14 protein-coding genes and 1 pseudogene are annotated in these 15,012 nt (G+C 41.9%); 2 read left to right on the top strand and 13 right to left on the bottom strand.

Annotated elements, in window-relative coordinates:
* Nucleotides 1-45 precede the first annotated feature (45 nt).
* From NQZ91_01360 to NQZ91_01345, 4 genes and pseudogenes are all read right to left on the bottom strand, one after another.
* A complete protein-coding gene (locus NQZ91_01360) occupies nucleotides 46-783 on the bottom strand; it encodes a CpsD/CapB family tyrosine-protein kinase (protein ID UUM58796.1) in 738 nt (245 codons plus the stop codon).
* A gap of 23 nt (nucleotides 784-806) precedes the next feature.
* Entirely contained in the window at nucleotides 807-1,580 is a 774-nt protein-coding gene (locus tag NQZ91_01355; GenBank protein UUM58050.1) for a Wzz/FepE/Etk N-terminal domain-containing protein, read from the bottom strand.
* An 88-nt stretch (nucleotides 1,581-1,668) separates the two neighbouring features.
* The gene (locus NQZ91_01350) at nucleotides 1,669-3,015 is read right to left on the bottom strand and encodes a sugar transferase (GenBank protein ID UUM58049.1); all 1,347 of its coding nucleotides are present in this window, start codon (nucleotides 3,013-3,015) and stop codon (nucleotides 1,669-1,671) included.
* A 288-nt stretch (nucleotides 3,016-3,303) separates the two neighbouring features.
* A pseudogene (locus NQZ91_01345) lies at nucleotides 3,304-4,413 on the bottom strand (IS630 family transposase).
* A 175-nt stretch (nucleotides 4,414-4,588) separates the two neighbouring features.
* Between NQZ91_01345 and NQZ91_01340 the strand changes: the two are divergent.
* Nucleotides 4,589-4,837 carry a hypothetical protein gene (locus NQZ91_01340; protein ID UUM58048.1) on the top strand — a complete coding sequence of 83 codons (249 nt, stop codon included), beginning with the start codon at nucleotides 4,589-4,591 and terminating at the stop codon, nucleotides 4,835-4,837.
* A 227-nt stretch (nucleotides 4,838-5,064) separates the two neighbouring features.
* On the opposite strand, the gene NQZ91_01335 is transcribed toward NQZ91_01340, so the two are convergent.
* The 7 genes from NQZ91_01335 to NQZ91_01305 form a co-directional block, all read right to left on the bottom strand.
* Nucleotides 5,065-6,135 carry an ABC transporter substrate-binding protein gene (locus NQZ91_01335; GenBank protein UUM58047.1) on the bottom strand — a complete coding sequence of 357 codons (1,071 nt, stop codon included), beginning with the start codon at nucleotides 6,133-6,135 and terminating at the stop codon, nucleotides 5,065-5,067.
* On the bottom strand, nucleotides 6,135-6,905 hold the full coding sequence (locus NQZ91_01330) for an ABC transporter permease (GenBank protein ID UUM58046.1): 771 nt from the start codon (nucleotides 6,903-6,905) through the stop codon (nucleotides 6,135-6,137). Before NQZ91_01330 ends, NQZ91_01335 begins: the two co-directional genes overlap by 1 nt.
* Nucleotides 6,906-7,706 carry an ABC transporter permease gene (locus NQZ91_01325; protein ID UUM58045.1) on the bottom strand — a complete coding sequence of 267 codons (801 nt, stop codon included), beginning with the start codon at nucleotides 7,704-7,706 and terminating at the stop codon, nucleotides 6,906-6,908.
* Entirely contained in the window at nucleotides 7,690-8,844 is a 1,155-nt protein-coding gene (locus NQZ91_01320) for an ABC transporter ATP-binding protein (protein ID UUM58044.1), read from the bottom strand. Before NQZ91_01320 ends, NQZ91_01325 begins: the two co-directional genes overlap by 17 nt.
* A gap of 133 nt (nucleotides 8,845-8,977) precedes the next feature.
* Nucleotides 8,978-9,877 carry a UDP-N-acetylmuramate dehydrogenase gene (gene murB / locus NQZ91_01315; GenBank protein ID UUM58043.1) on the bottom strand — a complete coding sequence of 300 codons (900 nt, stop codon included), beginning with the start codon at nucleotides 9,875-9,877 and terminating at the stop codon, nucleotides 8,978-8,980.
* Nucleotides 9,878-10,003: 126 nt separating this feature from the next.
* Nucleotides 10,004-10,864: a homoserine kinase gene (gene thrB, locus NQZ91_01310; GenBank protein ID UUM58042.1), complete on the bottom strand. Its 861-nt coding sequence runs from the start codon at nucleotides 10,862-10,864 to the stop codon at nucleotides 10,004-10,006.
* 2 nt (nucleotides 10,865-10,866) lie between these two features.
* A complete protein-coding gene (locus NQZ91_01305; GenBank protein ID UUM58041.1) occupies nucleotides 10,867-12,153 on the bottom strand; it encodes a homoserine dehydrogenase in 1,287 nt (428 codons plus the stop codon).
* A gap of 111 nt (nucleotides 12,154-12,264) precedes the next feature.
* On the opposite strand from NQZ91_01305, the gene NQZ91_01300 reads away from it, so the two are divergent.
* Entirely contained in the window at nucleotides 12,265-13,191 is a 927-nt protein-coding gene (locus tag NQZ91_01300) for a polysaccharide deacetylase family protein (protein UUM58040.1), read from the top strand.
* A gap of 62 nt (nucleotides 13,192-13,253) precedes the next feature.
* Here NQZ91_01300 and NQZ91_01295 read toward each other — a convergent pair.
* Nucleotides 13,254-14,599 (bottom strand): IS3 family transposase gene (locus tag NQZ91_01295; GenBank protein UUM58039.1). Its coding sequence is split into 2 segments (ribosomal slippage): nucleotides 13,254-14,158 and nucleotides 14,158-14,599, totalling 1,347 coding nucleotides; the frame shifts between segments, so codons are not numbered across the junction.
* A 75-nt stretch (nucleotides 14,600-14,674) separates the two neighbouring features.
* A complete protein-coding gene (locus tag NQZ91_01290) occupies nucleotides 14,675-14,986 on the bottom strand; it encodes a DUF2628 domain-containing protein (protein UUM58038.1) in 312 nt (103 codons plus the stop codon).
* Nucleotides 14,987-15,012 lie beyond the last annotated feature (26 nt).

The raw sequence follows: 15,012 nt of genomic DNA, 5'->3' as shown, positions 1-15,012 counted from the left end.
AAAAGAGTTGAGCCAATTCTCAACTCTTTTGTACAATCTATTTTTTTAATCCTGATAACTTTGTTCCCGTCCATAGTAATACTGGTAGGAATCTTTGTTTTCTTTAGGAACATCGTTCATGACATAGCCAAGCAATTGTGCATCGACATTGTTTAGCAAGCGCAAGCTTTTTTCCAATTCATTTTTCTGAACATATCCTTGACGTACCACCAATATCATGCCATCGACCTTTCGAGCCATAATCTGAGCATCCGTCACACTGTTGACAGGAGGCAAATCATAGATAACAAAATCAAAAGAATGTTCTAATTCTTCCATCAGACTTGTTAAATTATTAGATAACAATAATTCCGCTGGATTTGGTGGGATAGCCCCCGAAGTTAAGACATAGACTCCCAAATCTTCAGGATAGTCTAACAAATCTGCAAATGATTGTTTTGTGTCAATCACTAAGTCAGTCAATCCACGTAAATTGGACAATTTAAAGGTCCGGTGAACGGTTGGCTTTCGCAAATCTGCATCCACAACCAACACTTTCTTACCAGCAGCCGCCAAGCTATGAGCTAGATTGGCTGATACAGTTGATTTTCCTTCACCCGGTATCGAAGAAGTCACCCCGATGGAAGTAATCTTACCATTCAACTGGGCATATTGTAGGTTGGTCCGCAGAACACGGATTTGTTCAGCGTTTAAGCTGGTTGGTTGGGTCGCCGAATAGAGGGGCGAACCTTGTAATTGTTGTTTATTTAGTTCTCTTTGTCTTTTTTTTCTTCCAAAAAACATCAGCATACTCACTTTCTAAGATGCTATTTATTTAATTTATAATGGGCATTACTGATTTCACTAGCAGTCATATCATGTAATTCCGTCAGTAATGTTAAGTTCTGCGCCTGAAGGTAGGCATCATTCTTCACTGTTCGATCAAATAGATTTCTAGAAATGATGAAGCCAAATGATAGGAAGATTCCTGCCAGAATACCCGTCACGACATTTTTGATAATACTAGGTGAAACTTTATTGGCATTGTATGAAGCAGGTGAGAGGACGACCACCTTACCAAATCCTTCACTGTAAATATCTTGCAAGGTGTCACTAAAGACCGTTGTAATTTCCTCAAGTACAGCCTGGGCTTCCTGAGCATCATCCATACGCAAATTGACTACAAAGGCTTGAGAATCTTTTGTCTGAGTGAAGGTCAAGCGCTCTTTCAAGTAATAATCCGGGTATTTACCACCAAATGAATCTGCAACCTTGCCCAAGACAGGCACACCAAAAAGAATATCTCGATAGGTCGGAATCATTTCAAGGTTTATTCGGATTGAGTCAGCCGCACTGACATAAGCATTCTGATTGCCAACATCAATAGGATCCTGAGCAACCAGCAACTGAGCGCTAGATGCATACTGGGGAGTAACCAGCAACTGAGCGCTAGATGCATACTGGGGAGTAACAGCCAAACTAGCATATAATCCCATAAATGCTCCCCCAATGAGAGAACAAATGGCAATGATCACGATATTTTTCTTAAAAAGTGCTATCAACTCAAAAATATCTATGAAATCATCTATCTGTTTATTCATTAACTTGTTTACCTTTCATACGGTGAGATTTTTTCCAAACAACATTATATCAGAAAGTTTCTAAATGATGTATTTCTAGGACTGCTTTCTATTTGACAACGATCGAATAAGCTTCCAATTGCTTCAAGCTCGTGATTTTTTTGTCAGTATTTTTATCTACACCCTGCGCACTTAACTTATCCAATAAGATATTCAATGTATGCAATACCAGTTTGAAATCAAAATAGAAAGAATAGCGTTGAATGTACAATAAATCATACTTTAATTTACTATTGAAATCTGAATTATAGGTCCCGTAAATCTGAGCATAGCCTGTCAAGCCAGCTCTTACTCTATGTCGAAGATGATAATAGGGATTCTGTTTTTCATATTGTTCGACAAAGTGAGGACGCTCGGGTCTCGGACCAACGATAGACATATCCCCCCTTAAAATATTAAACAATTGTGGCAATTCATCCAGGCGAGTCGCTCTTAAAAATTGGCCCAAGCGTGTTACCCGACTATCATTAGATGTAGCAAGGACTGGTCCAGACTTACCTTCAGCATTATTGACCATAGAACGGAATTTTAAAACTTGAAACAGTCTGCCATTCATTGTGACACGCTGCTGGGTATAGAAGACCGGGCCTTTTGAATCCAGCTTGATTGCTAGAGCGACTAAAAGCATGATAGGCCATGTCAGCATAAATAAGACTAATGAAATAAGAATATCAAACATTCTCTTGAAAAAACATTCCACTTTTGTAAGCTGAAAAGTCTTAAACCCTATGAAAATATCATCGCCGAATTGATAGATGGAAGACTGAATTTCCAGACCAGAACGGAAATATACAGCATTGTAAATCCCCTTATTCTCCCTTATCAGCATAGTGTAAATTACTTCTCGATCTCTTCCGACCTCACCAGCAAAATAAACTGCATCAATATCATCGAGATAGTTGCTGACATTTGTAGCAAAATCTGTCGTAAAGGCATGAGTGACAGTAAAAATCATATTTTCAAACTTCATCAAATTTACTACTGATTTGACTACTTCATCCTCATGTCCAATAACACATAATCGTTTACCACCAAAAATTTTCCGATAAACATATAAGGCCAGATAATTATATATATGAGTACAGCTTGTGGCCAATAATAGAGCTAGTAATAAAGTAGGCCAATCTGGATACCTTATCAGGTGAAAGGCTGCTAAGATTGTCAGAATAACAAAGACAATCAGCTGAACTGAAGAGGTTACATAGGTCAGCGTTTTATAAGACTTGTTGTAAAAGTGATGATTACCAGCCATCAAAGCTACCAGAGCCTGAATACCCCCGATATAAGCATATTCCAGTGTAGACAAGGACTTGTCACAAACAATGGCAAAACTAATCGAGAAAATGATTGCGCTAATTGCAAGATAGAAGATGTGAAATAATCTTCTATATTCCATATTATTCCCTTCTTTCTGATTATGATATGGATTGTCAAAAGAGATTTTTAGTAAATACTGAATAAACTTAATTATCCAACGAAAAAACTACTTCTCTTAAAATTACCAATGAAAAATATATTTTTGTAATTTTATACATTTGTATTCCGAGCTGTATAGTAATTATTTTCCAGATAGAATCCTTTGATACATCAATCCATTTTATCATAAAAATGATGAAATTATTACTAATTATGCTTATTGAAAATATCCTGAAAACGTTTCATATCAGTCGTTTTTAACTAATACTCAACTAAAATCAAAAATAGCCAAGCTCCAATCTCTACGTACAATTGATTTGAGTTGAGAAGGAGATAGGTTTTGAATAACCTCTTGAAGTTTATCAATAATCTCATTCAAGCTTCTAAATATCTTATTCTTGAAACCACGTTTGCGGATTTCGGCCCAGACTTGCTCAATAGGGTTCATCTCTGGTGTGTAAGGTGGAATAAAGGTAAATTCTATATTCTCAGGGATATTCAATGTCTGAGATTTATACCAGATGGCATTGTCCATGACTAGAATAATGTAGTCATCTGGATAATCTTCTGACAATTGGTCTAGAAATTCATTCATCCAATCACTATTACAACCACCTGTTATGATAAAAAATGATTCTCCTGAGTGGGCGTCCACAGCACTATAACAATAGCGATATTCACGGATATGGTGACTTGCGACACTAGGTCTATACCCTTTTGGAGCCCAAGATTTTCCTAGTTTACTAATAGGACCAAAACCCGCCTCATCCTGATACATAAGGCGGATTTTTTGATACGATTTCCCATTAATAAAGCGCTTACTCAACCTCTCCTCGCACAAAGATTTTATTTTTAGACGCTAAAATAGCTTCCGCGTCTGATTTTTTAGGATGTTGGGGGCGTGGGCTGACTTTTGTTGCTTACTGCGTAAGCTTTAGCTCCCACCTCAAAGAATCTCTTGATTCTTTGACCCAACCATGGCTTTTTAAGAGAGCGTATAATCCTTCTCGAGTCGTTTTTCGACCAACTTTTGCCTGATAGGCTGCCAAAAGAGAATTAATCATCACCAATTCTCCCTTAAGAGCAGAAGAAAGTTGCTCATTCAGGAATTGTTCTTCCTCTTCTTGTATCATGTAGGCACGACGACGTCCGCCACGATTGTCAGTAAGGAGTGCCTGTAAGCCTCCGTCAAGATAGCGATTCAAGAGGTTTCAAACTGTTTGATGGACAAAGCCCACTGATTTTGCGCTAGCTGTTGGTTCTGGTTTTCTGAGTAAAGAATGAGAGCCTGAATTTTTCTGTGATGTGGAGCATTTGTCTTGTCTTTGAGGGCTTGTTTTAATTCGTGAACTTGAGTGGGGGTGAGTTTGTTTATCATAATACCATAAAGCCGCTATTTTTGATTTTTGTTAAGTATAACTTATTCATCACTTCATTCTACCACAGTCTTCAATTATTTATAAACCTAAATTGTCAAATTAAGCTAGACAGAAAAAGCCATCTATGTTAGGCTCAGATAAACTACCACATTTGTCTGAAAGAAACTAACATAAATGAACTATATCGAACTCGTAATGATAGAGGCTTACTACAAAGAAGGTATAAAAGTTACAGACATCATGGTAGCTCTTGGAAGATCAAAGCAGACCGTCTATCATATTATCAAGTTTCTCAAAGATGGACATTCTACCTACGACTATTATGAACACTATAAAGCCAATAAGAAACGCTGTGGTCGGAGAAAAACAAGTCTTTCGCAAGCAGAAAAAGACTTTATTCAAACTCATTTAGATCAAAGCTAGAGCCTTGATGTCATTAAAGGAACTTATCCAGATAGGATTTCTTGTTCTATGAGAACTCTCTATCGACTGGCTGACCGTAGTGTTTTCAAGAAGGAAGACCTCCCTTAGAAAGGAAAACGAAAACTAGAAACAGAATGGTAGATATGAACCGCACCCCAAAAGTTAGATTTTTCTCTCTAACTTTTGGGGTGCGGTTCAATCCAGTAGTAAGTCTTCAGTCTTATCCTCTACTTCCGATACATTTTAAATTGTAGGAAGAGGTCATTATAGAGACCGAGCATTTCCTTGCCCAGGTTGTCATAGACTTCCATCTCTTTCATGGTTTCCTCGGAAGGATAGAAAGCTTCGTCATTTTGAGTTTCTTCATCCAACATAGCCTTGGCTGCAGGAATCGGCGTTGAGTAGCCAACATATTCCGCATTGCGAAGGGCATTTTCAGGACGAAGCATGAAGCTCATAAAGGCATGGGCCCCGTCGATGTTCTTGGCTGTCTTTGGAATAACCATATTATCAAACCAGAGGTTAGAACCTTTTGACGGTACGACATAGTTCAGGTTTTCATTGCCATCCAGCATTTCACTGGCCTCACCTGAGAAACTGACAGCAATAGCCGCCGCATCCTGAATCATGTAACCCTTGATTTCATCAGCAACAATAGCTTTGACATTCGGAGTCAAGTTATAGAGATGTTCCGCAGCTTGGGCAATTTCAGCCTTATCCTGCGAATTGAGACTGTAGCCGAGAGATTGTAAACCAAAGCCCATGACCTCACGGACACCGTCAATCAGCATGATATTGTCACGATATTCCTCAGACCACAAATCCTCCCATTCCTGTGGCGGATTGTCAACCATGGTTTCATTGTAAACAATTCCCAGGGTTCCCCAGAAATAAGGAATGGAGTAATCATTGTTCTCATCAAAGCTGAGCCCCATAAATTGCGGGTCGATATTTTCTAATCCCTCAATTTTCGACTTATCCAACTTGATCAGCATATCTTCTTCAGCCATCTTAGAAATCATGTACTCAGACGGCACAGCCAAGTCATAGGTTGTCCCACCCTGCTGAATCTTTGTGTACATGGACTCGTTGGAATCAAAGGTCTGGTAATCAACCTGGATACCGGTTTCGGCGGTAAATTCGTCCAACAATTCTGGGTCGATATAATCACCCCAGTTATAGATGACCAATTTATCAGTGGTTCCTTGGGTAGAATCATCCTCTAGTTTGCTAGAAATTCCCCAAAGTACGAGAATGATAGCAAGAATACCAACAAAAAATGATGTCAATCGTTTCATTAGTTTGCCTCCTTCTCACGCGAAATAAAGTAATAACCTACGACAAGCACAATACTGAAGAGGAAGACCAGGGTGGACAGGGCATTGATTTCCAAAGAAATCCCCTGACGAGCCCGTGAGTAAATCTCAACAGACAGGTTTGAGTAGCCATTTCCTGTGACAAAGAAGGTCACGGCAAAATCATCCAGCGAGTAAGTAAAGGCCATGAAGTAGCCTGCAATAATAGCTGGAGTCAAATAAGGCAACATGATTTCTCGGAGCATTTGTGGTTGCGTTGCCCCCAAGTCATAGGCTGCGGAAATCATATCAGCATTCATTTCTTTGAGTCGTGGCAAGACCATGAGGACCACAATCGGAATCGAAAAGGCAATGTGGCTGAGTAAGACAGAGACAAAGCCCAGCTGGAAACCAATCATGGTAAAGAGAATCAAGAAACTCGCACCAATCATAACGTCTGGTGCTACCATGAGGATATTGTTGACCGATAAAAGGGCATTCTGAAACTTCTGCTTGGACTGGTAGATATAAATGGCACCGAAGGTCCCGATAATTGTCGCAATCAGCGAGCTGAGGAAGGCTAAAAAGAAGGTTTGAGCCAAAATCAGCATCAGGCGACTATCTCCCAGCATGGCTGAGAAATGCTCTAACGTAAAACCAGTAAAGCCATTCATATCTCCACCTTCATTGAAGGCATAGAAAATCAAATAGAAAATTGGCAGATACAAGACAAGGAAGGCAATGGTTAGATAAATCTTTGCAAATTTTTTCATTTATTTCTTCCTCTCTTTCGTTAGCCACATAATGGCCAGCATGGCAAGAATCAAGACGACACCAATGGTGGAGCCCATGCCCCAGTTCTGGGTTGTCAAGAAATGCTGCTCAATGGCTGTACCCAGCGTAATCACACGGTTACCACCGATAAGGCGGGTCAACATAAACAAGCTCAAACTTGGGATAAAGACCGCCTGCACACCTGAACGAACACCATTCATGGACAGAGGAAAAATAACTTTTGTAAAGGTCTGCCAAGGAGTTGCCCCCAAATCTCGACTAGCATTGATAAGATTAGGATCTAAATCATCCAAGGCATTGAAAATCGGCAAAATCATGAAAGGAATTTCAATATAGGCCGCAACAGTGATAAATGAAAAATCTGTAAAGAGAATTTGCTGGGCACCCAGGCCAATAAATTCCAAGAACTGATTGACCGAGCCATATTGACCAAAAATCCCGATAAAGGCATAGGCCTTTAGCAAGAGGTTGACCCAAGTCGGCAGGATAATCAACATGAGCCAGAGCTGCTTGTGCTTGAGCTTGGTCAAAAAATAGGCTGTTGGATAGGATACCAGCAAAGTAACCAAGGTAATCAAACCTGCGTAAAAAATGGAGTTAAAACTCATCCGCAAGTAAGTATTATTTGGCGAGTTAAAGTAGGTTTGGTAGTTGGCTAGGGTAAAGTTGCCATGAATATCAAAGAAAGACTTAAAGACAATCAGGGCAACAGGCGCCAGTACAAAGAGGAAAACCCATAAAGCATAGGGGATGGCAAAGAGCTTAGAGGTTTTCTTCATTGCGTTCCTCCTCAATGGCATTGATCAAGCCATCTTCCACTTCTTCGACTTCTACATATTCCTCGATACGGGCATCAAATTCTTCTTCCGTTTCGTTGAGACGCATGATATGGATGTCTTCTGGTTCAAAGTCCAGACCGATGACCTCACCGACAATAGCCTTGCGCGTCGAGTGAATCATCCACTCATTGCCCAAATCATCATAGGCGATGATTTCGTAATGAACCCCACGGAAGAGCTGGGTATCCACCTTAACCTGCAACTTGCCTTCTTCAGGCAGGGTAATCCGCAAATCTTCCGGGCGGATGACCACTTGTACATCTTCATTTGGACGCATACCACCGTCCACAGCCTCAAAACGCTTGCCGTTAAACTCAACCAGGTAGTCCTCAAGCATGCGACCAGGCAGAATATTGGACTCCCCGATAAAGGTCGCTACAAAATGGTTGATTGGCTCATCATAAATGTCAACTGGTGTCCCTGATTGAACAATTTCACCATCATTCATGACGAAAATCCAGTCAGACATAGCCAGCGCCTCTTCTTGGTCATGAGTAACAAAGACAAAGGTAATGCCCAGACGCTGCTGCAATTCACGCAATTCGTATTGCATCTCGGTCCGTAGTTTCAAGTCAAGAGCTGATAAAGGCTCATCTAGCAAGACAACGCGCGGTTGGTTGATGATTGCACGCGCAATGGCCACACGCTGACGTTGACCTCCAGACAATTTCTGGATGGCACGGTTCTCATAACCAGATAAACGAACCATCTGCAGAGCCTCTTTGACACGGCGATCAATTTCAGCCTTATCAACCTTGCGTAATTTTAGTGGAAAAGCCACATTTTCAAAGACGGTCATATGCGGGAAAAGGGCATATGATTGAAAGACAGTATGGACATCCCGCTTGTTGGTCGGAACATCATTGATCCGCTGTCCATCCAGATAAATGTCACCAGACGTCGCATCCAGGAGACCTGCGATAATATTCAAAATCGTTGATTTACCGGAACCAGAAGCACCAAGCAAAGTATAAAACTTGCCTTCTTCCAGTTCAAAACTAATGTTTTTCAAGACAGTTGTTCCACTGTCCTCGAAGACCTTAGAAACGTCTTTAAATTCAATAATTGGCTTTTTCAATTCTCATAAATTCCTTCTTTAGGTAGACTAACAGATTCCAGGCTCTGTTGGGCCTATACCACCTCGTGGGCAAGAACACTGCCCGTCATATTACCTGCTACGATAAGCCTCACCCCCTCAATTGTACCGATGATTACAAACTATCGCCGATAATCCGAACCTCTCTCTCCAAGGTTACTCCTGAAAATTCTTTGACTGTTTCAATGACATGAGCAATCAAGTTTTCATAATCCTGAGCTGACCCATCCGCTACATTGACCATAAAGCCTGCATGCTTTTCCGAAACTTCCACACCGCCAATACGATGCCCCATGAGACCGGCCTCCATGATGAGCTGGCCAGCAAACATTCCTGGTGGACGCTTAAAGACAGATCCACAAGAAGGGTACTCCAGTGGTTGCTTAAGCTCGCGCAAATGTGTCAATCGGTCCATTTCATATTTGATAACCGGATGATTACCAGGCTTCAAAGCAAATTTGGCAGATAGGACAATTGCCCCATTTTCCTGCAGGATGGATGACCGATAACCAAAGCGCAAATCACGATTGTCCAAGGTTTCGACATAACCAGCAGGAGTTAAAATTTGTGCAGATACCAAGATATGGGCCACTTCACCACCATAAGCACCGGCATTCATATAAACAGCACCGCCGACACTACCAGGAATGCCGCAGGCAAATTCAAAGCCAGTCAAGGAATGAAAGAGGGCAACCTTGGTCGTCTCAATCAGGTTGGCACCTGCCTCAGCCTCAATCGTATAGCCAGAAACCGTCACTGAGTTAAGCTTATCCATCCTGATAACAAAGCCCCTGATGCCACCATCACGGACGATAATATTACTAGAATTTCCTAAAACCTGCCAGGGAATACCTTCACGATTGGCAAATTCTACGATGCGTACAATCTCATAGCGATTACGTGGAAAAGCCAGGTAGTCTACTGCACCCCCGACTTTTGTATACGTATATTCCTTTAAGGGCTCATCAAATCGAATATCGATTCCCTCAAGCTCCTGTCTAATCTTATCCTTCATTATCATTCTCATTTCAAAAATAGATATACGGTTCATATTATACCAAAAATTTAACTAGATTACGATTATTTTTGGACAATTGCATCAAAAACAAAAAATACAGTTCCCTCAAGAACCGTATTTTGTTTAGGATACCTTAATCCCGTCTTTATCTACCTGTAGGATATGCACACTGCCGTCCAATTCAAGCTTTTCTATGGCAAGTTTAATGGCCTCTTCCTTATCCTTAGAAGCTAGTACCATAACGGTTGGACCTGCTCCAGAAAGGTAGGTTGCATAAGCACCCAACTCCTGAGCTGTTTGCTTGATAGGGCAAAATTCCTTAACCAAGAGTTGGCGATGAGGCTCGTGGAACATATCTGATTGGATAAGTTGACCAGCTTTTTCCAAATCACCGGCCATAAGACTGGCAATAGCGACGTTGGCAATACTGCTTGCTGCCACGGCCTTCTTGTAGCCCATCTGCGCTGGCAGAACTCCACGGCTTTCACTGGTCCGCAGAGGATAGTTGGGAATAAAAGCGATAAAGCTGGCCTCTGGGAAGTCCGTCACAACAGCATGGACTTTCTTATTGACATAGCTGGCAATAACTAGATTTCCATAAATGGCTGGCGCTACGTTATCAGGATGACCTTCTATCTTAGTTGCCAATTGCAACTTTTCTTCCTGGCTGAGGTTCAATTGCCCCAATAAATTAGCCAACTCAATCCCTGCTACAATGACAGAGCTGGACGAACCCAAGCCACGGGCCAAAGGAACATCGCTTGTCATTTTCAAGCGGTGAGGTGGCAGGTTCTTGGAAACTTTCAAAGCTGTCTTAATCAGCAGATTACTCTTATCAGATGGAACATGCTCTAGGTCATGCTCAATAAACCATTCATCTGCAGGCGCTAGAATTTCAATGGTCAGGTATTTTGAGAGGGCAACACCGACCGAGTCAAAACCTGGTCCTATATTGGCTGAAGTAGCTGGAACTGTAATTTTCATGCTTATTCTCCCAAGACCTTGAAAGTATTTAAGACAGTGAAGTCCTCAGCCTGGGCAAGCTTTTCAGTCACATTTTCTAGCTGGGTCTTGCTCATCTCATGGGTCACGATAACCAGACGAGCTGTCTCACCGTTTGCCTCCTTCTGCAGAATTTGCTTGAAGGAGATTTCTTCAGAGTTGAAAATTTCTGCCAAACGGAGCATTTTTCCGTTCTGGTCAGATGCTACGATAGAGAAATAATATTCGCTCATCACTTCAGACGGAGCTGCCAACTGGAGCGGACGGCTGTACTCATTAAATGCTTTGCCAATCGTACCGTCTTTCAGGCGACGAACAATGCGAATCAGGTCGGCAGTCACGCTAGTAGCTGTTGGTTTTTGTCCAGCACCTGGTCCGTAGTACATAGACTGGCCGATACCAATGGACTCGACAAAGACCGCATTCATAACGCCATTGACACTAGCAAGTGGGTGATTCTTTGGCAGGAAGGTTGGTGACACTTCTGCTGCAATTCCAGAAGCTGTTTCACGAATATCCCCTACCAACTTGATGACATAGCCAAGCTCTTGTGCTACTGCTACATCTTCAGGTGTGATATTGGAAATTCCCTTGTGGGCAACGTGGTCAAAATCAACAGTCATACCAAAGGCAAATTGGCTGAGGATAACGGCCTTATAGGCTGCATCAATTCCTTCAACGTCGTTGGTCGGATCTGACTCTGCGTAACCTAGTTCCTGGGCTGTCTGCAGGGCTGTTTCGTAAGTCCATCCTTCGTCTAGCATCTTGGTCAGCATGAAGTTAGATGTCCCATTCAAGACACCCAAAACGCGGGTAATATTATCCGCAGCAAGAGAATTGACTAAGGTACGCAAGACTGGAATACCACCTGCAACCGCTGCTTCGTAGTAAAGGGCCAGTCCTTTTTCCTGAGCCAGAGTACGCAATTCACTGCCATGCACAGCCAACAGGTCTTTGTTAGCTGTCACGATATGCTTGCCTGCCTCCAAAGCGCGTGTGATGAAAGTTTTTGCTGGCTCGATACGTCCCATAAGTTCAACGACAATAGCAATGTCGTCATCTGCCAAAATCTCGTCAATGTTGGTCACGAAATCATAGTCATGACCTGCAGCCAATAAACGCTCTTTTTCCGCATCGTCCTTTACAAGAACCTTTGAAACCTCGATGCTGTCTTGGGCTGCCAATTCAATCTTTTCCTTATTTTCTGTCAGAAGGAATGGCACACCACTCGCTACCGTACCAAACCCCAATAATCCAATCTTAACTACCATATTATCTCCTTAAAACTATTTTTCCTATTATACCAAATATTCTGACTATTTGGCAAAAATTTTGGTATAATTAAAGTAGTAAGAAGAATTACATATATTGAGGTAGTGAATATGGCGAAGAGGAAGCATGGGCGGCACAAGCATCAAAAAGTGAAAAGATTTCCAGTAATATTTACTCTGCTGAGTGTTTTGCTGATTGGAACCCTTGTTTTTTGCCTCGTCTACTTCTATCAAGACCCAGGATCCAGAACAGACTTGGTCCAGCAAACTCCAGAAACCCCTAAAGAAGAGATTGATACGACTCCTTCACAGAAAACTGGTCCTGAAGAAGTAACTTGGGTTAAGCAAGAAAGTCCGGTCCGTCTGCCCATTCTGATGTACCATGCTATCCATGTCATGGCTCCTGAAGAGACTGCCAACGCCAATTTAATTGTGGATCCTTCTACGTTTGAAAGTCATCTCAAGGCCCTCCAGGAAGCTGGCTATTACACCCTTTCACCTGAAGAAGCTCTGCGGGTTCTCAGGGACAATGTAGTTCCTGACGGCAAAAAAGTCGTCTGGCTAACTTTCGATGATAGTCTCTGGGATTTCCATAGCCATGCCTATCCTTTGCTTAAGCAGTACCAGATGAAGGCTACCAACTTTGTTATCACTGGTTTTACGGAAAATGGCACAGCGGGCTACCTGACTGTCAATCAGATGCTGGAGATGAAAGAGCACGATATGTCTTTCCAAGGTCATACGGTCAATCATCCCGACCTGGCACAAAGCAGCCTTGAAAGCCAATCCATTGAGCTATCCTACTCCAAACAATTCCTAAACCAGCAACTTAGTCAGGAAACCATTGCTCTAGCCTATCCTGCTGGTCGCTATTCAGCCGATACCCTGGCTGTGGCAGAAAATACCGGCTACCAATTGGGATTGACCACCAACCATGACCTGGCAACTGTTGATAACGGAATGCTTAGTTTAAATCGTCTGAGGGTATTGCCAACGACCACTGCCGACATCTTGCTAGAGATGATTCAAGCCGACTGACATAGAGATACAAGAAAAGATGACCTCATACGTGTACTGACCCCAAAAAATTGGACAAATAATTATTGAAAGGATTTAGTTCTGTATTGGACAGGACTAAGTCCTTTTAATTTTGCTTTGATTCGTTTGTTGTTATAGTAAAAAATATAATCAGTGATAACTTTCTCCAGTTGATCCAGAGACTTGAAACTCTTTTCAAATCCGTAAAACATTTCTGTTTTCAAGACGCCAAAGAAAGACTCCATCATCCCATTATCTGGGCTATTCCCTTTGCGGGACATGGATGGTCGAATGCCTTTTGTTTCCAAAAAGTAATGGTAAGACTGGTGCTGGTATTGCCAACCTTGATCGCTGTGGAGAATAGTCCCACTGTATAAATCTGCTGGAAAAGCCTTCGCAAGCATGGTTTGAACCTGTTTCAAGTCAGGTGACCGAGACAGGGTAAAAGCAATAATCTCACTATTATAGCCGTCAAGAACAGGCGATAAGTAGAGTTTCCCTTCAGGCAAAGCAAACTCCGTCACATCGGTATAACATTTTTCATAAGGCTTAGATCCCTCAAACTGACGTTTAATCAGATTATCAGCCTTCTTACCCACCTCACCTTTGTAAGAAGCATACTTGCGCTTACGACGAATACGAGCCGCTAAGCCCATTACTGTCATCAAGCGCTGCACCTTTTTGTGGTTGATGAAGAAACCTCGATTTCTGAGTTCTAAATAAATCCGACGATAGCCGTAATTACCTTTATGGTCATCATAAATGGCTTGAATTTCAGCCTTAATGGCTTTGTTCTTGTCGGGTTTATCCAGTTGCTTGACTTGATAATAATAAGTTGAGCGAGGCATTTTAGCTGTCGCAAGTAGGAGGTCTAGTCGGAATCCTCCTTGGACCATATCTCTAATTGTTTCTGCTGTTCGCGCACTAGTGTTTCGTCCCTCAAGCGAAGTTCTCTCAACTTTTTTAGGAAGGCCACCTCAGTTCGAAGACGTTCATTTTCCTCTTGAAGGCGCTCTAATTCCGTCATCTCTTCCCAGGTTTTCTTGCGTTTACGTCCCATCTTGCTCGGTCTCCCTCTTGGTTTTTCAAGAATAGTATACCCGTTTTTCTTGTATTGTGCTATCCAATTGGGAAGCATTCCTCGATTTGGCAAGGCATAATCAAGGGAAACTGAGAGTTGAGAACACCCATGAATCAAGACCTTATCCATTATTTCTTGCTTTAATTCAGGTGAATAATACCTATTTTTACCTTTTTCAACGCTTTCCACGCCATATCGATCCATGAGTTTTATCATGTAGGTGAGATTGGCAATAGTGACCTTGTATATCTGGCTAAGGTTGACCCACGACACGCCACTCTTTCTCAGCTCATATATTTCTAGTTTATCTTCATAACTTAATTTCATAAGAAAAACACCCCAATCGTTAGATTTTGTGTCTAACTTTTGGGGTGCAGTTCATACGAAATCATCTTTTTCTTTTTATATTCCCTTGGACTGCAGCAGCTGCGCATCAAAGTCTGTTGCTGGGCGCCAACCCTTGGCTAATAAGTCTCTGATATGGAGTTTATTGTAGAATGCCGCCATGACAATATTGACGATAAAGACAAGATAGCCCTTTTCTATTGAGTAGGCGTAGTTACCAAGAGCTGCATTGGCCAGTAGCATAATGGCCGCCCATTTCCAATCCCGTCTAAAGACGGCAACCCACATGGTAAAAAACAGGGTCGTCCAAGAAAAACCAAGGGGAGCCTGTTTAAATTGTCCCCGATGATTGGTCAGATTTACTTTCATTTCTATCTCCTCTTCTAGTGGATAAC

Source organism: Streptococcus suis (assembly GCA_024583055.1).
Classification (GTDB): domain Bacteria; phylum Bacillota; class Bacilli; order Lactobacillales; family Streptococcaceae; genus Streptococcus; species Streptococcus suis_V.
Note: the sequence above shows the minus strand (reverse complement) of the source record. Positions and strands in the feature narration are given on the sequence as shown.